Annotated in this window: 14 protein-coding genes; 6 read left to right on the top strand and 8 right to left on the bottom strand. The window is 21.2% G+C overall.

The features are described from left to right. The 6 genes from GJU03_RS01070 to dapE form a co-directional block, all read left to right on the top strand. The coding region (locus GJU03_RS01070; protein WP_168918853.1) for an inositol monophosphatase family protein at window positions 1-753 on the top strand (753 nt) is incomplete at its 5' end. Window positions 754-847: 94 nt separating this feature from the next. Beyond that, a complete protein-coding gene (locus GJU03_RS01065) occupies window positions 848-1,135 on the top strand; it encodes a BolA family protein (protein WP_168918852.1) in 288 nt (95 codons plus the stop codon). 56 nt (window positions 1,136-1,191) lie between these two features. Beyond that, entirely contained in the window at window positions 1,192-1,818 is a 627-nt protein-coding gene (gene clpP, locus GJU03_RS01060; RefSeq protein ID WP_168918851.1) for an ATP-dependent Clp endopeptidase proteolytic subunit ClpP, read from the top strand. 75 nt (window positions 1,819-1,893) lie between these two features. After that, window positions 1,894-3,153 (top strand): ATP-dependent Clp protease ATP-binding subunit ClpX, encoded by a 1,260-nt coding sequence (clpX, locus tag GJU03_RS01055; protein WP_168918850.1) that lies wholly within the window; start codon window positions 1,894-1,896, stop codon window positions 3,151-3,153. Window positions 3,154-3,204: 51 nt separating this feature from the next. After that, window positions 3,205-5,538: an endopeptidase La gene (gene lon / locus GJU03_RS01050; protein ID WP_168918849.1), complete on the top strand. Its 2,334-nt coding sequence runs from the start codon at window positions 3,205-3,207 to the stop codon at window positions 5,536-5,538. A gap of 26 nt (window positions 5,539-5,564) precedes the next feature. Beyond that, a complete protein-coding gene (gene dapE / locus GJU03_RS01045) occupies window positions 5,565-6,725 on the top strand; it encodes a succinyl-diaminopimelate desuccinylase (protein ID WP_168918848.1) in 1,161 nt (386 codons plus the stop codon). Between the two features lie 90 nt (window positions 6,726-6,815). On the opposite strand, the gene lpdA is transcribed toward dapE, so the two are convergent. The 8 genes from lpdA to GJU03_RS01005 all read right to left on the bottom strand — a co-directional run. Further along, complete coding sequence (gene lpdA, locus GJU03_RS01040) at window positions 6,816-8,228, bottom strand: dihydrolipoyl dehydrogenase (protein WP_168918847.1); 1,413 nt, start codon at window positions 8,226-8,228, stop codon at window positions 6,816-6,818. Window positions 8,229-8,278: 50 nt separating this feature from the next. Continuing rightward, complete coding sequence (locus GJU03_RS01035) at window positions 8,279-9,592, bottom strand: 2-oxo acid dehydrogenase subunit E2 (RefSeq protein WP_168918846.1); 1,314 nt, start codon at window positions 9,590-9,592, stop codon at window positions 8,279-8,281. Between the two features lie 11 nt (window positions 9,593-9,603). Next, window positions 9,604-12,270, bottom strand: a complete 2,667-nt coding sequence (gene aceE, locus GJU03_RS01030) for a pyruvate dehydrogenase (acetyl-transferring), homodimeric type (protein WP_168918845.1) — start codon at window positions 12,268-12,270, stop codon at window positions 9,604-9,606. A gap of 194 nt (window positions 12,271-12,464) precedes the next feature. Further along, on the bottom strand, window positions 12,465-14,384 hold the full coding sequence (gene parE, locus GJU03_RS01025) for a DNA topoisomerase IV subunit B (RefSeq protein WP_168918844.1): 1,920 nt from the start codon (window positions 14,382-14,384) through the stop codon (window positions 12,465-12,467). Window positions 14,385-14,742: 358 nt separating this feature from the next. Continuing rightward, on the bottom strand, window positions 14,743-15,888 hold the full coding sequence (gene cydB, locus GJU03_RS01020) for a cytochrome d ubiquinol oxidase subunit II (protein WP_168918843.1): 1,146 nt from the start codon (window positions 15,886-15,888) through the stop codon (window positions 14,743-14,745). Window positions 15,889-15,897: 9 nt separating this feature from the next. Further along, window positions 15,898-17,481, bottom strand: a complete 1,584-nt coding sequence (locus GJU03_RS01015) for a cytochrome ubiquinol oxidase subunit I (protein WP_168918842.1) — start codon at window positions 17,479-17,481, stop codon at window positions 15,898-15,900. Between the two features lie 128 nt (window positions 17,482-17,609). After that, a complete protein-coding gene (sucB, locus tag GJU03_RS01010) occupies window positions 17,610-18,785 on the bottom strand; it encodes a dihydrolipoyllysine-residue succinyltransferase (RefSeq protein WP_168918841.1) in 1,176 nt (391 codons plus the stop codon). Window positions 18,786-18,810: 25 nt separating this feature from the next. Beyond that, a partial coding sequence (locus tag GJU03_RS01005) for a 2-oxoglutarate dehydrogenase E1 component (RefSeq protein WP_168918840.1) occupies window positions 18,811-21,126 on the bottom strand: 2,316 nt, incomplete at its 5' end.

Below are 21,126 nucleotides of genomic sequence, written 5' to 3'. Positions count from 1 at the left end.
GCTATACGTATAATACGAAATATTGGGAATTTTATTATAAAAAATTATGAGATACAAAATATTAGTGTATTTGATAAAAATTATGATAGTAATTTTTTTATAAAAAAAATTAATAAAAATTTAATTAACATAATTACTAAAATATTTTTTAATATATATTCAAAAAATATCATTATTTTAAATAAAGAAAATTTTTTTATTATTAAATATAAGAAAACTATATGGATTATTAATCCTTTAGATGGAATTATGAATTTTTTAAAAAAAATACCTCATTTTTCAATATCTATAGCTATTTGTATAAAAAAAATAACAGAAATTGCTTTAATATATGATCCATTAAAAAATGATTTATTTACCGCAATAAGAGGAAAAAATGCTCAATTAAATGGATATAAGTTACGTTGTGATATATATAAAAAAAACAATTTTTTATTATTTGCTATAAATACTAATTATTTTTTTTTTAAAAAAAATAATATTAATATATTTAATTTATTTGAAAATAATTTAATTTCACTTAGAATTAGTGGTTCTGTATCTTTAGATTTAGCTTATTTAGCTGCAAATAAAATTGATTGTTATATCAATAACAATATTAAAAATTTTAATTATTTACTTGCTGGAGAATTAATAATAAAAGAATCAGGAGGATTAATAACAAATTTTATAGGACATTATAATTATAAAAATTCTTCGAATATATTAGCTGGTAATTCTAATATTATAAAATTAGTAATTTCTAATATTTAGAATATTAAACAAATTAATAAAATATTAATATTTAATATTAAGAAATTAATTATTATATTTTATATAAATTAAATATTTTGGAAATATTACAACAATGATTGTAAAAAAAATAAAAAAAAAAATAATATCTAATCTACAACCTATATATTTAAAAATTAATGATAATAGTAAATATCATAATCATACAAATGATAATAATAATATTAAAAATTTAATAACTCATTTAGAAATTATTATTGTAAGTAATTTTTTTATTAAAAAATCATTAATTACTCGACATAAATTAATTTATCATATTATAGGAAAAAAAATAAATAACATTCATTCATTATCATTAAATACTTATACATTATCTGAATGGCAAAAAATTCAGAATATATAAAAATTCTTATTTTATAATTATTAAAATATATAATATTTTTTTATTAAAGGATAATAATGCTATATAAAAAACATAATAAAACTATTCAAAAAAATCGAATTAATACTATCCCTATAGTAATTGAAAATACTGTAAAGGGAGAAAGATCATATGATATTTATTCTCGACTTTTAAAAGAACGTATTATCTTTTTAACAGGTCCTATTGAAGATAATATGGCAAATTTAATAATTGCTCAAATTTTATTTTTAGATTCAGAAAATTCACATAAGGATATATTTTTATATATAAATAGTCCAGGAGGTATAATTACATCAGGAATGTCTATTTATGATACTATGCAATTTGTAAATTCTGATATTAGTACACTTTGTATAGGTCAGGCATGTTCAATGGCTGCTTTTTTATTAGCTGCTGGTAATAAAAAAAAACGATTTTGTTTACCTAATTCTAGAATAATGATACATCAACCCATAGGTAGTTATCAAGGACAGGTAACAGATATAGAAATTCACACTCAAGAAATTTTAAGAATTAAAAATTCTATAAATAAACTTATGTCATTACATACAGGAAAATCTATTTCAATTATTGAAAAAGATACTAACAGAGATAGATTTTTATCAGCTCAAGAAGCAATAGAATATGGTTTAGTAGATAATATTATTACTAGAAAACAATAACATTTATATTTTTTAAAATTTAAAAATATAATAATAAAATTTGATCATTTTATTTATTAAATAATGAGGTTTGTAATGACAGATCATAAGGAAAATTTAAATATAAAATTTTCTTGTTCTTTTTGTAAAAAAAATCAAAATGAAGTAAAAAAGATAATTTCAAATAATCAATTAGTTTTTATTTGTGATGAATGTATTATATTATATTATAATATTTTAAAAAAAGAAAATACAGATATAAATAGTATTTTTATTAAAAATAAAGATTTAAAATCTTTAACACCACATAAAATTTTTAATTATTTAAATAAATATATTATCAGTCAATCAAAAGCTAAAAAAATACTTGCAGTATCTGTTTATAACCATTATAAAAAATTAAATAATTATAATAAAAAAAATAATATAATTGAAAAAAGTAATATTCTTTTATTAGGTCCTACGGGAAGTGGAAAAACATTGTTAGCTGAAACACTTGCACGTTTTCTTAAAATACCATTTGTTATTACAGATGCAACTACTTTAACAGAAGCAGGATATGTTGGAGAAGATGTAGAAAATATCATACAAAGATTATTACAAAATGCTAACTATGATATAAAAAAAACAGAATATGGTATAATATATATTGATGAAATTGATAAAATTGCACGTAAATCAGAAAATATATCTATTACTAGAGATGTTTCTGGGGAAGGAGTTCAACAAGCTTTATTAAAACTAATAGAAGGTACTATTGCTTATGTACCTCCAAAAGGAGGCCGTAAACATCCTCAACAAGATTTTATACAAATAAATACCAAAAATATTTTATTTATTTGTGCTGGTTCTTTTTATGGATTAGAAGACATTATTCTTAATAGAATTAATACATCTACTAAAATAGGATTCCATTCAGGAATAAAAAAAAGCATTAACAAAATTTCAAATAAATATAAACTTTTAAAAAAAGTATTACCAGAAGATTTAATTAAGTTTGGATTAATACCAGAATTTATAGGGAGACTACCTATTAAAGTTGCATTAAATGAACTTAATGAAAAAAAATTAATACAAATATTATTAAAACCTAAAAATTCTCTTATTAAACAATATCAAACTTTATTTGAATATGAAAATATTAAATTAGAATTTGATAATAGTGCAATCGAAGCAATTGCTAAAAAATCTATTTTATTAAATACTGGTGCTAGAGGATTAAGATCTATATTAGAAAAAGCATTATTAAATACAATGTACGATATGCCTTCAATAAAAAATATATATAAAATTAAAATTAATAGTCAAGTCATTAATAATTTATCTGAACCAATCATTGAATATAAAAAAGATTAATTATTCTATATATAAACATATTTTAACGTATTTTAATAAAGAGAGAAATGTATGAATTCGGAGAATTCAGAAAATATTATAATTCCTGTATTACCATTACGTGATGTAGTTGTATATCCTCATATGATAATTCCTTTATTTATTGGAAGAAATAAATCTATTCGTTGTTTAGAAGCTGCCATGAATAATGACAAAAAAGTGATGTTAGTTGCACAAAAAGATCCAACTAATGATAATCCTAATTTAAATGATCTATTTACTATTGGAACAATTACATCTATTTTACAAATGTTAAAATTACCTGACGGTACTGTTAAAATTTTAGTAGAAGGATTAAAAAGAGCAAAATTAACTATTATATTTGATAGTGATAGTTATTTTACAGCACAAATAGAATATTTATCTTCGCCAATTCTTAAAAATAAAGAACAAGAAATTCTAATAAGAACATCTATTAGCCAATTTGAAAGATATACAAAATTAAATAAAAAAATTCCTCCAGAAGTATTAAACTCATTAAATAATATTAATAAAGCTGCTAAATTAGCAGATACTATAGCAGCACATCTACCTTTAAAACTATCTAATAAACAATTAATATTAGAAATGTCTAATATTAGTGAAAGATTAGAATATTTAATGGCTATTATGGAATCTGAAATTGATTTATTACAAATGGAAAAAAAAATTCGTAATAGAGTTAAAAAACAAATGGAAAAAAGTCAAAAAGAATATTATTTAAATGAACAAATGAAAGCAATCCAAAAAGAATTAGGAGAAATAGATGAACATCCTAACGAAAATAAAATTTTAAAAAAAAAAATAAAATTAGCAAAAATGCCAAAAGAAGCAAGAGAAAAAACATATTCTGAATTAAGAAAATTAAAAATGATGTCTCCTATGTCTGCAGAAGCAACAGTAGTAAGAGGATATATAGAATGGATGATACAAATTCCATGGAATATAAAAAGTAGGTTAAAAAAAAATTTATGTAAAGCAAAAGAAATTTTAGATAAAGATCATTTTGGTTTAGAATCTGTTAAAGAACATATTTTAGAATATTTAGCAGTTCAAAATAGATCTAATAAAATTAGAGGACCTATTTTATGTTTAGTAGGACCTCCTGGAGTAGGTAAAACTTCTTTAGGAAAATCAATTGCAAGAGCTACAGGTCGTAAATTTATTAAAATAGCATTAGGAGGCATAAAAGATGAAGGAGAAATTAGAGGTCATCGTAGAACATATATTGGTTCTATGCCTGGTAAAATTATTCAAAAAATGGTAAAATCAGGGGTTAAAAATCCATTATTATTATTAGATGAAATTGATAAAATATCATATGATATGAGAGGAGATCCTGCATCAGCTTTATTAGAAGTTTTAGACCCGGAACAAAATATTGCTTTTAATGATCATTACCTTGAAGTAGATTATGATTTATCTAATGTTATGTTTGTAGCAACTTCAAATTCTTCTATTCATATACCATTACCTCTATTAGATAGAATGGAAGTTATTAAAATAACAGGTTATACAGAAGATGAAAAATTAAATATAGCAAAAAAATATTTATTACCAAAACAATTTAATCGTAATGCTTTAAAAGAAAAAGAATTAATAATTAGCGATAAAGCTATTATTGATGTAATTAGATATTACACTAGAGAATCAGGAGTTAGAGGTTTAGAAAGAATTATTTCTACATTATGTAGAAAAACTGTTAAAGCTATTTTAATAGAAAAAAATATTCAATCTATTAAAATAGATTGTTTAAATTTAAAAAAATATTTAGGGGTAAAAAAGTTTGATTATGGTAAGGCAGAAAATACAAATTTAATAGGTCAAGTTACTGGATTAGCATGGACAGAAGTTGGAGGAGAATTATTAACTATTGAAGCAGTATGTATACCAGGTAAAGGGAAATTAACATATACTGGATCTTTAGGTGAAGTTATGCAGGAATCAATACAAACTGCTTTAACCGTAGTAAAAGCAAGAACACAAAAACTTAATGTTAACATTGAATTTTATAAAAATATAGATATTCATATTCATGTTCCTGAAGGTGCTACACCTAAGGATGGACCTAGCGCAGGTATATCTATGTGTACAGTAATTGTATCTAGTTTAACTAATAATCCTGTAAAAGCTAATATAGCTATGACTGGAGAAATTACTTTAAGAGGTCAAGTATTAGCTATAGGAGGATTAAAAGAAAAATTGTTAGCTGCTCATAGAGGTGGTATTAATATGGTTTTAATACCAGAACAAAATAAAAAAAATTTAGAAGATATACCAAAAAATATTATTACAGACTTAAAAATTCTAACAGTAAAAAATATTGAAGAAGTATTATTATTAGCTTTACAAAATAAACCATTTTAATGTTTAAATTTAAAGTAAAATTTTATATGTTAAAAAAAATTATTAATTTGACTAAACAACTTGTGAAATGTCATTCTATTAGTCCTAATGATGCAGGATGTCAAAATATTTTAATTAAATTTTTAAAAAAATTAAATTTTGATATAAATTTAATAAATATTAAAGACACAAATAATTTTTGGGCAATACATAATGATCATAAAATTATGTATGATACTTTAGTTTTTGCTGGACATACAGATGTAGTACCTCCTGGAGAAATTTCCATGTGGAAATTTAATCCTTTTAGAGCTGTTTTAGATAGAAATATTTTATATGGGAGAGGAGTTTGCGATATGAAAGGTTCTTTAGCCGCAATGATTTTTGCGGTTAAAAAATTTATTACAAAATACCATAATTATAATGGACGTATAGCTTTTCTTATTACTTCAGATGAAGAAGGTAATGCAAAAAATGGTACTATTAAAATTATAAATTATTTATTAAAAAAAAAAGAAAAATTAAATTTTTGCATATTAGGTGAACCTACAAGTAATAAAATAATTGGAGATAATATTAAAAATGGTAGAAGAGGATCATTAAATATTGAATTAAAAATAATAGGTATACAAGGACATGTTGCTTATCATAATTTAGCAAAAAATCCCATTCATATGGTAATACCTTTACTTCATGAATTAATATTAATTAATTGGAGTAAGAAAAATAATTTATTTCCAGAAACTAGTATGCAAATAACAAAAATTAGCTCAGATATACAAAATAGTAATATTATACCAGGAAATATTATTATATTTATTAATTTTCGTTTTAATAATGAAATATCTCATGAAAATATATTAAAAAATTTCCATAAAATTATAAAAAAATATATAATTAATTATAAAATCAAATGGGTATTATCAGGATTACCATTTTTAAGTACTCAAAAAAATTATACAAAAGAAAAAAATTTAATAGAAATAGTTAAAAAAAGTATTTATTCAATAAATCATATATATCCCACATTAATTAATAATGGAGGAACTTCTGATGGAAGATTTATAATAAAAACAAAAGCACAAATTATTGAATTAGGTTTAATTAATTCAACTATTCATAAAATTAATGAACATACTAATATAAAAAATCTATATATTTTATATAAAATATATTATCAAATAATAAAAGAGATTTTTCTTTTTTAAAAAATAAATTTAATTTAAAAATATTTTTTAATAAAAATGTAAAATTATTTTCAATATATAGTTATAAATGTAAATTTTTTATAACAAAAATTATTTATTAAGAATATCAGTTACTGATCCTGTATATATTTCTGCAGCTATACCTATAGATTCATAAAAAGTTGGATGTGCATGAATAGTTAGTGCAATATCTTCTATATCACAACCCATTTCAATAGCTAAACTTACCTCCCCTAATAATTCTCCTGCATTATATCCAATAATACTACCTCCTATAATTCTACTAGAATTTTTTTCTACAATTAACTTAGTTAATCCATCTTCTTCATGAGAAGAAACTGCTCTTCCTAATGAATTCCAAGAAAAAGAAGAAATTTTATAATTTATATTATTTTTTATAGCTTGTTTTTCTGTTATACCTACCCAAGCTATTTCTGGATTAGTATAAGCTATTGATGGAATAACTTTAGGAATAAAATAATGATTTTTTCCAGCAATAACTTCTGCAGCTAAATGTCCTTCATGAATTCCTTTATGTGCAAGCATAGGATTTCCTACTACATCACCTATTGCATATATATTAGGAATATTAGTTCTCATTTGATTATCTACATCAATAAAACCATAATTGTTAATTTTTATTTTGTTAAATTTTTTATTAATATAATTTGAATTAGGTTTTCTACCTATAGCGATAAGAATATTATCATATTGTTTAGAATAAACAGACTTATTATTATCATCAGTCATGTGAACTTGTAATAAATCATTATTATCTACTGATAGTATTTTTGTCCCCAATAAAAAATTAAACTTATTTTGTATATTTTTTTTATATATTTGAATAATATCATCATCAACTTCTGGTAAAAAATTATTTGAAATATCTACTATATCTATTTTAGAACCTAAAGATTGATAAATTGTTGCCATTTCTAAACCAATAATACCACTTCCTATAATCATCATTTTTTTAGGAATTTTTTTTAAAAATAATGCATCTGTTGAATTCCAAATTCTACTATCTTCATAAGGAAGAAATGGTAATTTAATAGAACGTGAACCAGTTGCTATTATTGCATTCTCAAATATAATTTTAAGGTTTTTATTATCATTATTAATAATATTTAAATAATTTTCTGTTTCAAAAAAACCCATACCATTTATAATATCTACATCACGTTTCTTCGCAAGAAATTTTAAACCATTAGTTAATTTATTAATAACACTATATTTAAATTTAATAATATTATTAATATTAACTTCAGGAATTTTATTAAATATTCCTTTTTTTAAAAAATTTTGATTTTCTTTAATAATTTTTGCAATATGTAATAATGTTTTAGAAGGTATACATCCTACATTTAAACAAACGCCTCCTAAATTTTGATAATTTTCAACTATTATTGTTTTTAATCCTAAATCACTACAACGAAAAGCTGCAGAATATCCTGCAGGTCCTCCTCCAATTACAACAACTTGAGTTTTTATTATATTATTCATGATTTAATCTCTATTAATTAATCATTTAATGTTTTAATTTATAAAAAAATTTATATTAATATATTTCTAATATCAGATATTAACATGCAAATATAATTTAAAAAATTAATACCTTCAACTCCATTAATTACTCTATGATCATAAGATAATGATAATGGTAACATTAATTTTGGAACAAATTTATTTTTACTTTCATCCCATATTGGTTTAATCATTGCTTGTGATATACCTAAAATTGCTATTTCTGGAGCATTAATTATAGGTGTAAAAAAACTACCTTTAAATTGTCCTAAATTAGAAATTGTAAAACAACTTCCTTGCATATCAAGAGGATGTAATTTATTATTTTTTGCTTTATTAGCTAAATTAAGTAATATTTTAGATAAATCATTAATATTTTTATTTAAAACATCAAAAATTACAGGAACTAATAAACCTTGTTTTGTATTAATAGCAATCCCAATATTAAAATATTTTTTTATTATTAAATTTTGGTTTAAATAAGATAGAGAGGAATTAAAATTAGGATATTTTTTTAACGCATGTGCACAAATTTTAATCATAAAACTTAATAAAGTTAACTTTATGTTTTTTTGATTTTTATAAAATTCATTATTTTTTTTAATTCTAAATTTTTCTAATTCTGTAATATCAGTTTCAATATGTTGTGTAACATGAGGAATATTTTTCCAATTACTGGATAAATTTTTACTAGTAGTTTTTTGTATGTTATTTAATTTAATTTCTTCACAAGGACCAAATTTTGTATATTTTAATTCAATTTTTTCAAAATTATTATTTTCTAATTTTTTGTTCTTTTCAATATATTTTAATATATCTTCTTTAAGAATTCTATTTTTTAAACCACTTCCTCTTATACTTTCTAGATTAATATTTAATTTTCTTGCCATCTTACGTATAAGAGGGGAAGAATGTATATATTTTTTTTTTTCTATATTTAAAATTTTATTTTTTTTTAAATTATTATTATTTTTAATAATATTATTTTTTACATTTAAAATATCATAATTTTTTACTTTTTGATTTTTTTTATTAGAAACATTTGTATTTTCTAATTCTGTTTTATTTTTTTCTAATGTTTTTTGAGAATTAATAATTAAACTATTTTTTTCATTATCTAATATCTCTAATATGAGATCTCCTGTACGTATTTTATTACCTATAGATACAAAAATTTTTTGAATTTTTCCTTTTTTTGTAGAAGGAATTTCTATAGATGTTTTATCACTTTCTACAGTAATAATTGATTGTTCTTGTAAAATATCGTCTCCTTCCTTTACTAAAATATCAGTAATTTTCATTTCTTCTATTCCTGTATCAGGAAATTTTATTTTCTTATACATATTATCCCTTTTCATACAGTTCTAGGATTATTTTTGTTTATATTAATTTTATATTTTTTTATAAAATATAAGATTTTTTTTAAATCAATTAAATTTAAATCTAATAATATATTTAATACAGCAAGTACTATATATAATTCATTAATTTCAAAAAAATCACGTAAATTCTGACGACTATCAGAACGACCATACCCATCTGTACCTAAAACGAAATAATTATTAGTTGGTATATATTTACGAATTTGTTCTGCAAAAATTTTCATATAATCTGTTGCTGCTACTGTTGGATAATTTTTCATTATATTTGTAATATAAGGAATACGGCGTTTTTCAAAAGGATGTAATAAATTCCAATGATCACAATCTTGTCCTTCTCTAGCAATTTCAGTAAAAGAAGTTACACTAAAAATATCTGAATTAATATTATATTCGTAATATAATATATCAGCAGCTTTAAACATATTACGTAATATTGCTCCTGAACCTAATAATTGTATAATAATTTTATTTTTAATATTTTTTTTAGAAAAAATTTTATATATGCCTTTACAAATACCATTTATATTTTTTGTATTCATTTTTGGCATATTATAAAATTCATTCATAGTAGTTATATAATAATATATATTTTCTTGTTTACTTCCATACATTCTTTTTAAACCATTATGTATGATAATGGCTAATTCATATGCATAAGTAGGATCATATGAAAGACAATTAGGAATTGTTAAAGAATGAATATGGCTATGTCCATCTTCATGTTGTAATCCTTCTCCATTTAAAGTTGTACGTCCTGAAGTAGCTCCAATTAAAAATCCTCTAGCTTGTTGATCTCCAGCTGCCCAACAAAAATCTCCAATTCTTTGAAAACCAAAAATAGAATAATATATATAGAATGGAATCATAGGAAAATTATTTGTAGAATAAGAAGTAGCGGCAGCTAACCATGATGCAAATGCTCCAGATTCATTTATGCCTTCTTGTAAAATTTGACCTTTAATGTCTTCTTTATAATACGTTAATAAAGATTTATCTTGAGGAGTATATTTTAATCCATTGGAATTATATATTCCTATTTGTCTAAATAATCCCTCCATACCAAATGTACGGGCTTCATCAGCTATTATTGGGACTATTCTATTACTAATATTTTTATCTCTAAGTAATATATTTAATATACGTACAAATACAATTGTTGTAGATATTTTATCTTGATTTTTAAATAAAATATTAAAATCTTCTAGTTTAGGTAAAACTAATTTTTCTGTAAAATTTGTTCTTCGAGATGGAACATATCCTCCTAATTTTATACGTTGGTTATGTAAATATTTAAATTCTAGAGAATTTTTATTAAAAGATAAGTAAGGTAATTTATACAAGTTTTTATCACTAATAGGAATATTTAAGTTATCTCGTATATATTTTATTGTATTAAAATCAATTTTTTTGATTTGATGAGCAATATTTTTACTTTCAGCTATTTTACCTAAACCAAAACCTTTTATTGTATGAAATAATATTACTATAGGTTTGTCTTTTATTTGATAAGCTTTTTTGAAAGCTGTATAAATTTTTTTAGGATCATGACCTCCATAATTTAATTTTTCTATTTCTTGATCAGAAAAGTTTTTGACAAGTTCTAATGTTTCTGGAAATTTTCCAAAAAAATTTTTTCTAATATAAGATCCATCTTTAGAATTAAAGTTTTGAAAATCTCCATCTAAAGTATTATTTATTAATTCAACTAATTTACCAGTTTTATCTTTTAATAATAAATTTTCCCAATTATTACCCCAGATAACTTTAATAACTTCCCATCCAGCTCCTTTAAAAATATTTTCTAATTCATTAATAATTTTACCATTACCATATACTGGTCCATCTAATCTTTGTAAATTACAATTTATTACAAAAATTAAATTATTTAATTTCTCTCTCGCAGCTATATTTAAAACTCCTTTAGATTCTGGTTCATCCATTTCACCATCTCCTAAAAATGCAAAAATTTTTCTATCTGTTTTTTTTTGTAACTCTCTATTTTCTAAATATTTAATAAATTTAGCTTGATATATTGCAGATATAGGACCTAATCCCATAGAAACAGTAGGAAATTGCCAAAAATTAGGCATAAGTTTAGGATGAGGATATGAAGATAATCCTTTACCAGAAATTTCTTGACGAAAATTATCTAAATGATGAGTACTTAAACGTCCTTCAACAAAGGATCTAGCATAAATTCCAGGAGATATATGTCCTTGAAAATAAATAATATCTCCATTATTCTTATTGTTATAAGCTTTAAAAAAATGATTAAAACAAACTTCATATATATATGAAGATGACTGATAAGAAGCAATATGACCACCTAAATCTAATTTTTTTTTAGAAGCTCTTAAAACAATCATTATTGCATTCCATCTAATAACAGATCTTATTTTTTCTTCTAAAATTAAATTTCCAGGATAAATTTCATCTTCGTTTCTAGAAATAGAATTTATATAATCATCATTATATATATTAAAAATAACTTTATTTTTATTAAGATGTATGATAGTTTTTTTTAATAAAAATTTAGCTCTTTCAATTCCTTCTTCTTTTATTACAGATTCTATAGATTGTATCCAATCATTTGTTTCAATTGGATCCACGTCATTATAAAAAATATAATCATCTGACATGGTATGATTCCTTATTTTGATAAATAAATTATATGATATATAACTAAATTTCAATTATTTTATAATATAAAACTCTGTTAAAACTTATTGAATGATTATAGATAAACAAAACTTTTTTATTAATTTTTATTTATAATTTTTTTAAATAAAAATCATTTAAAATAATTTCATAAATTTTTGTTAATTTTAGATTATTAAATATTTATTATTGTTGTAATATCACCTTTTTTTTGTAACCATTTTCTACGATCTTCTGCTCTTTTTTTAGCTAATAACATGTCCATTAAAGAAAATGTTCTTTTAATATCTTTTTCACTATGATTTAATATTAATTGGATTAAACGACGACTATTAGGATTAAAAGTTGTTTCTCTTAATTGAGTTGGGTTCATTTCACCTAATCCTTTAAATCTTTGTACATTAATTTTTTGTTGATCATTTTTAATAAAATTTTGTTTTAAAATTTTATTTTTTTCATTTTCATCTAAAGCATAAAAAATTTTTTTTCCTAAATCTATACGATATAAAGGAGGCATTGCAACATAAATATGTCCATGTTTTACTAATGGTAAAAAATGTTTTATAAATAAAGCACATAATAAAGTAGCAATATGTAATCCATCTGAATCTGCATCTGCTAAAATACAAATTTTGTTATATCTTAATTTTTTTAAATCTTCATTATTAGGATAAATTCCTATTGCTGAAGAAATATCATATATTTCTTGAGAAGATAAAATTTCTTCAGAATTTATTTCCCATGTATTTAAAATTTTTCCTTTCAATGGCATTACAGCTTGAAAATTTTTATTTCTTGCTTGTTTTGCGGATCCTCCCGCAGAATCACCTTCTACTAAAAAAAGTTCTGTTTTTTTTTTATTATGAATAATACAATCAGATAATTTATTTGGTAAAATTGAATTTGTATTATAATTTTTTTTTTTTATAAATTTTTTAGATTCTCTAATACGTTTTTGAGCATTAGTAATAAAAATATTAATTAAAAGAGAACTAATTTTAAAATTTTGATTTAACCAAAGAATAAAAGAATCTCTTACTATATTTGCAACAAATACAGTACATTGTCTAGAAGACAGACGTTCTTTTGTTTGCCCTGTAAATTGAGGATCTTGAATTTTAATAGATAAAACATAAGAACATTGGTACCAAATATCTTCTCCTAATAATTTTATATTTCTAGGTAACATATTATGAAAATTACAAAAATGGCGTATTGCATCTAATAAACCTAAACGTAATCCATTTACATGTGTACCTCCATAGGTAGTTGGGATTAAATTAACATAACTTTCAGTAATAATACTATTATTATTTTCTGGAATCCAAAATAAAGCCCAGTTTAAATATTTTGTATCATTATAATATTCACCAATAAAAGGATCCTTTGGTATTGTAATTATATTTTTTACTGAATTAATTAAATATTCTGATAAACCTTTTTTATAAGTCCAACAATAATAATCTTCAGTATTTTTATTTGTAAAACATACTTTTAAATTTGCACATAAAACTGCTTTTGCTTTTAATAAATTAATTAAATTAGAGATTAAAAAAGTATGATGTTCAAAAAATTTTTCATTAGGCCAAAATCTAATTTTTGTTCCAGTTTTTTGATTATCTGTATTTTCATAAAAAGAAAGATTTTGAATTTTATATCCGTTTTCAAAAACTATTTTATAGATTTTATTTTTACGGAAAATACTAACTTCCATCCTTTTTGATAAAGCATTAACGACAGAAATACCTACACCATGTAACCCTCCAGAAAAATGATAATTTTTATTAGAAAATTTTCCTCCAGCATGTAATCGACATAAAATAAGTTCAATAGCTGGAATACCTTCTCTAGAATGTATATCAGTAGGCATTCCTCTACCATCGTCAATAACTTCTAATGATTGATCTTTATATAAAGTTACAAAAATATTTTTAGCATAACCTGCTAATGCCTCATCTACACTATTATCGATTACTTCCTGAGCTAAATGATTAGGTCTAGTAAGATCAGTATACATCCCAGGACGACGTCTTACAGGATCTAATCCTTCTAAAACTTCTATTGAATCTGCGTTATATTGATTTAAATGGTTCATTTTTTTATTAAGTATATAATAATTTTATATTTAAAATATAAAAAAAATCCATTTTAAGTCAATTGATTTTAATAAATATTTTATATAAATAAATTAATTTAGTAATTTTAAATAATTAAACTAAATTTTAAATATTTAAAATAAAAATTTTTATTTTATTATAACATATTTATTTAAAAAACAAATTACCTATTTTTAAGTCTTATTTTATAATTAATAATTTTAAATACTTATTTTTTATGCTCTTTTTTTAAAATTACTAAAATAGTAAGACTACATATAACTAACATTAATAATAGCCATATTAAATACCACATTTTTAATTACCTGTTTATTAAAAGTTTATAATTACTTTTTTTTAATAAAAAAAATCAGATTTTTGTTTAATTTTTTCTTTATTAAGATAAAAAAACATTTTTTTATAACACCAAAAAGTATAAAATAATACAATAGGCATAAATATGATAACTATATATAACATTACATTTAATGTTAATTGACTTGATGTAGCATTCCAAATTGTTAAACTTTGATAATATTTTATATTTGAAGGAATAATAAAAGGGAACATTATAATTCCAATACTTAAAATACTACTAATAATAGTAAAAGTAGAACATATTAATGCTATTAGTAATTTTTTATATATAGATGATAAAATTGTGAAAAAAGGTAAAATTATACTTAATAAAGGTATTAAATATAAATATTTATGATTTTGAAAATTAGATGTCCATGCTGTATTTTTATAAATAATATTATAATTTTTTTCATAAAAAATATTTGTTTTTTGATTAATAAAAAAATTAATTTTATATCCTTTCATAAAAAATAAAATATTTATAAACGATAAAAGAGAAAATATTATTAATAATATTGAAGAAAATTTTAATACTTTTTTTAATCTATTATTAATATTAGAATCTTTTATTCTTATTTGTAAATAAGTTATAGCATGATTTACAATTAAAATTACAGTTGTAAAACTAATAATAAGACTAAGTAAATTAAATTGTTTTAAAAAATGTCTTTTAGAATAAATAAAATTATATTTATCAATATAGAATGGGATTCCTTTTAATATATTACTAAATATTATTCCAATAATAATTGGTGGGATTATACTTCCAATTGAAATACATATATCACAAATTTTTTGCCATGTTTTATTTTCAATTTTTGAACGGTATTCAAAACCTACAGGACGTAAAAATAATGCCATTAATAATAATATCATCATTATATAAAAATGAGAGAATATTATTGCATAAACAATAGGCCATGCAGCAAATAATGCACCTCCAGTTGTAATTAACCATACTTGGTTCCCATCCCAATGGGGAGCAATTGTATTTATCATAATTCTACGTTCAATATTATTTTTTCCTGTTATGAATAATAAAATACCAACTCCCATATCTAATCCATCAGTAATAAAAAATCCTGTAATTAATATACCAATTATTATTGACCAAATTAAACATAAAAATTCATAATTTAACATTTAAATAACCTAATTAATTTTTTTTTTTAAAATATTTTTTTGTGTGTTATTTTTTTCAAAAAAATATTTTCCAGTTTTTAAAATACTTGGTCCTAAAATAGATATTTTATATATTAAAAATAATTCTATTATTAATAGAATTGTATAAAAAATAAAAATTATTATTATTGAAAATAATACTTCTGTTAATTGTAAAGAAGAACCTGCCATATATGTAGGTAAAATATTTTTTATTGCCCATGGTTGTCTACCATATTCAGCAACAAACCATCCACATTCAGATGCAATCCATGGTAAAGGTATTATAAATAAACATAATTTTAATAAATATTTTTTTTTTTCAATACTATCTTTTATAATAGTAACAAAAAAAACTATTATTAATATAATTAATAAAATAAAACTTGATAAAACCATAATTCTAAAAGAAAAAAATAAAGGACTAATCATTGGAATAGATATTTTTGCTACATTTTTTATTTGTTCATTATTTATATTATAAATATTTTGATAATATTGTTGGAATAAGAAACCATATCCTAAATATTTTTTATATTTTGTAAATATTTTTATGTTATTTAATTTTAAATTACCGTTTTTTATTTTTTCCAATGCAAGTAATGCTTTTATTCCATTTTTAATTTTTAATTCGTTATTTTTAATTAAATCTTTTATTCCTAATATAGGTATATTAGTAGATCTTGTAGCAATAAGTCCTAATATATATGGAATTTTAATAGAAAATCTATTTAATTGTTTTTTTTGATTTGGTAAACATATAATATTAAATGATGCTGGAGGTTTTTGTGTTTCCCATTCTGCTTCAATAGCTGCTAGTTTAATTTTTTGTATATTTTTTAATTGATAACCTGATTCATCACCTAATATAATTACTGCAATAATAGAAAATAAACCAAAACATGAAGCAATCATAATAGATTTTTTTGCAAATTCTATATCTCTTTTTTTTAAAATATAATAAGAACTAATTCCAATAATAAATATTGAACCAGTTGTATATCCAGCTGTTACAGTATGAAAAAATTTTATTTGTGCTATAGGATTAAAAATTAATTTCCAAAAATTATTCATTTCCATTCGCATATTTTGATAATTAAAAGAAGATGCAACAGGATTTTGCATCCATCCATTAGCGATTAAAATCCAAAGAGCAGAAAGATTTGAACCTATAGCAACAAACCATGTTACAAATAAATGTTGTATTTTATTTAAACGATCCCATCCTAAAAAAAATAGACCAACAAAAGTTGATTCTAAAAAAAATGCTACTAAACCTTCTATTGCTAATGGTGCCCCAAAAATGTCCCCAACGTAATGAGAATAATAAGACCAATTTGTTCCAAATTGAAATTCCATAGTTAAACCAGTTACTATTCCTAAAGCAAAATTAATACCAAATAATTTACCCCAAAATTTAGTCATATCTCTATATATTTTATTTTTAGATAAAACATATAAAGTTTCCATTATGGCTAATAAAAAAGAAAGTCCTAATGTTAGGGGTACAAATATAAAATGATACATTGCTGTTAATGCAAATTGCAATCTGGATAAATCAATAACATTTAACATTATAAATCCTTATATTTTTATATATCTACAAAATTTTTTTAAAATAATTAATAAATATTTTAATTTTTTTCTTTAAAAGAAGATAATTAATATTTTTTATAAAAATATTAATAATAATTAAATAAAATTTATAAAAATAATTTTATAGGATCTTCTAATAATGTTTTTATTAACATAAGAAAACCTATAGCTTCTTTTCCATCTATTAAACGATGATCATATGATAATGCTAAATACATCATAGGCATAATATATATTTTATGATTTATAACAATAGGTCTTTCTTTAATAACATGCATTCCTAAAATAGCACTCTGGGGGGGATTAATAATTGGTGTAGACATTAAAGAACCAAATACTCCACCATTAGTAATGGTAAATGTACCGCTAACTAAATCTTTAGTAGATAATTGATTTTTATTACTTTTTACAACTAGTTTTTTAATTTTTTTTTCAATATCAATTAATGATAATGTATTTGTATTATATATTATAGGAGTAATTAATCCTCTTTTTGTAGCAATTGCAATATTTATATTATAAAAATTATTATAAATAATATTGTTTCCATCAATAAATGCATTAATCTTTTTAAAAGATTGTAACGCTTGTGTAACAGCTTTAACATGAAAAGAAGTAAATCCTAATTTAATATTGTAATTTTCAAGAATAAAATTTTTATAATTATTTTTTATATTAATAATTTTTTTCATATTAACTTCATTAAAAGTAGTTAACATAACAGTATTATTTTTAGAATCCATTAATTTTTTAGAAATATATTTTCTTATTGGACTCATTTCTTTTTTTTCAAAATTATTATTTTTTAAAAATTTTTCTTCTTTTTTTTTAAAATTATTAAAATTTTTTAAATTTAAATTAGTTTTACTATTAATATTATTTATTTCATTTAATGAAAAATAATTTTTTTTAATATTTCTTCTTATAGAAGGACTAAAATCATTTAATGTTTTTAATATTTTTTTTTGATCATTATCTTTGTTAGTTACTTTTGATATTTTTATATTATTATTATTAATAACTTCTTTATCTTTTAAAGATTTTTCTTTTTTCAAAATACCAATAATTTGTTGAGATTTTACTTTTTCACCTTCTTTTACTAAAATTTTTTCTAAAAAACCATTAATAGTTGAAGGTATTTCTAATACTACTTTATCTGTTTCTAATTCTAAAAGAACATCATCAATTTTTACTTTTTCTCCTGGTTTTTTGTACCATTGAATAATAATTGCATTATTTATTGATTCAGGTAATTCAGGAACAATAATATTAATATTATCCACTTTTTTATCCTTATAAATTAACTTTTTATTTTTTTATATCAATATTAAAAACAGAATTTATTATTTCTTGTTGTTGTTTTTTATGAATAATAAAATATCCTGTTGAAGGAGAAGAGGATTTATTTCGTCCAAAATAATTAACATTTAGATTTAATTTATTTTTAAAACAATTTTTAATATATATCCATGGTCCTTGATTTTTAGGTTCTTCTTGACACCAACAAAAATATTTTATTTTTTTATATTTTTCAATTATTTTTTTTAAATCTTTTTTTGGAAATGGATATAATTGTTCTATTCTTATCAAAATAAGATTATTTTTTTTTATAAAATTTCTATATTCCAATAAATCATAATATATTTTACCAGTACAAAAAACAATATATTGAATATTTTTTATATTAATTTTTTGATCTAATTCATCTATAATTAATTTAAAAGAATTGTTTATAAAATTTTTCAATGAAGAACATGCTAATGGATGTCTTAAAAGAGATTTTGGAGAAAATATAATAAGTGGTTTTTTTTTAAAATTAAAAGCTTGTTCACATAATAAATAATATATTTGAGATGCATTAGAAGGAATACAAATTTTCATATTTTTCCCGGCACATAATTGCAAAAATCTTTCTATTCTTGCAGAAGAATGTTCAGGACCTTGACCTTCATATCCATGAGGAAGAATAATTACTAATCCACTTTTGTAATTCCATTTAATTTCTCCAGAACTAATAAATTGATCTATAATAATTTGGGCTCCATTAACAAAATCTCCAAATTGTGCTTCCCATATTGTTATACCGTTAATATTATTTAACGAATAACCATACTCAAAACCTAAAACAGCTTCTTCTGATAAAACAGAATTATAAATATTGAAAATTCCTTGGTTTAAACTAATATTATTTAAAGGAGTATATGATGATCCATTTTTTTGATCATATATAACAGAATGTCTATGAGAAAAAGTACCTCTTTTAACATCTTCTCCTGAAAAACGACAAGACATTCCCTGATTTAAAATATTTGCAAATGCTAAATTTTCTGCTGTCCCCCAATCTATTTTTTTTATTTCTTTACTCATATTCATTCTATCTAAATAAATTTTTTTTACTATAGGATGAATATTAAAATTTTTAGGAAAACTACTAATTCTAAAAAGTAATTTTTTTAATTCGTTAATTTTTATATTTTTAATAATTATATTTGTACATTTTTTTTTAATAGGAACAAATGTTTTAATAAAAACTTTACCTTGATTAAATAAATTTTGATATTTTTGATATAATTTTTTTTTTTCATCATTATCTATAATATTTTGTAAAAATAATTGGTCAAAATATAAATTTTGTATTCTTTTATGATTTTTAATGTAGTTATACATTAATGGTTGAGTTATATAAGGATCATCCATTTCATTATGTCCGTATCTTCTATAAGATACAAGATCAATAAAAACATCCTTATGGAAAGTATTTCTATATTTAATAGCTAATCTAGTTGTAAAAATAACACTTTCTAAGTTATCTGCATTTACATGGAAAACAGGACACTGAATCATTTTTGCTATATCAGTACAATAGTAACTAGACCTCATATCAATATTTTTTGATGTAGTAAATCCAATTTGATTATTAATAATAATATGAATAGTACCATAAATTCCATATCCTCTTGTTTGAGACAAATTTAAAATTTCTTGTATTATTCCTTGCCCACTAAAAGATGCATCTCCATGTATATTTATAGGTAAAATATTAAAATTATTAATATTTTTTTTTAGAATATCATTATAAAATCTAGTAATACCCATAGTAATACTATTGATAATTTCTAAATGAGAAGGATTGTATGCTAATTCTAATTCTATTTTTTTTTTATTTATTTCAATAATAGAAGAATAACCTAAATGATATTTTACATCATCTATATGTTTTTTTTTAGGTAAAATATCTGTAAATTCATTAATTATATCTTTAATTTTTTTACCCATTATATTTACTAAAAAATTTAATCTTCCTCTATGTGACATTGCAAAAATTATTTTTTTGGTTTTATTTTCTAATTTCATAGAATAACGGATTATTTCTTTTATTAATGGAATTAAAACATCACATCCTTCTAAAGAAAATCTTTTAGCTCCTGGAAAATTTTTTCCTATATTTTTTTCAAAAATTTCAGTAGCAATTAATTCTTCTAAAAATATTTTTTTTTCTCTTGATTTTAAATGAAAATTTTTATTTTCTATATTTTTTTCTATCCATATTTTTTCATTTTCTAATAAATAGAAATATTCTATACCTATAAAATTACAATATTTTTTTTTAAAAAAATTATAAAT

This window comes from Enterobacteriaceae endosymbiont of Donacia bicoloricornis (assembly GCF_012567955.1).
Taxonomy (GTDB): Bacteria; Pseudomonadota; Gammaproteobacteria; order Enterobacterales; family Enterobacteriaceae.
Note: the sequence above shows the minus strand (reverse complement) of the source record. Positions and strands in the feature narration are given on the sequence as shown.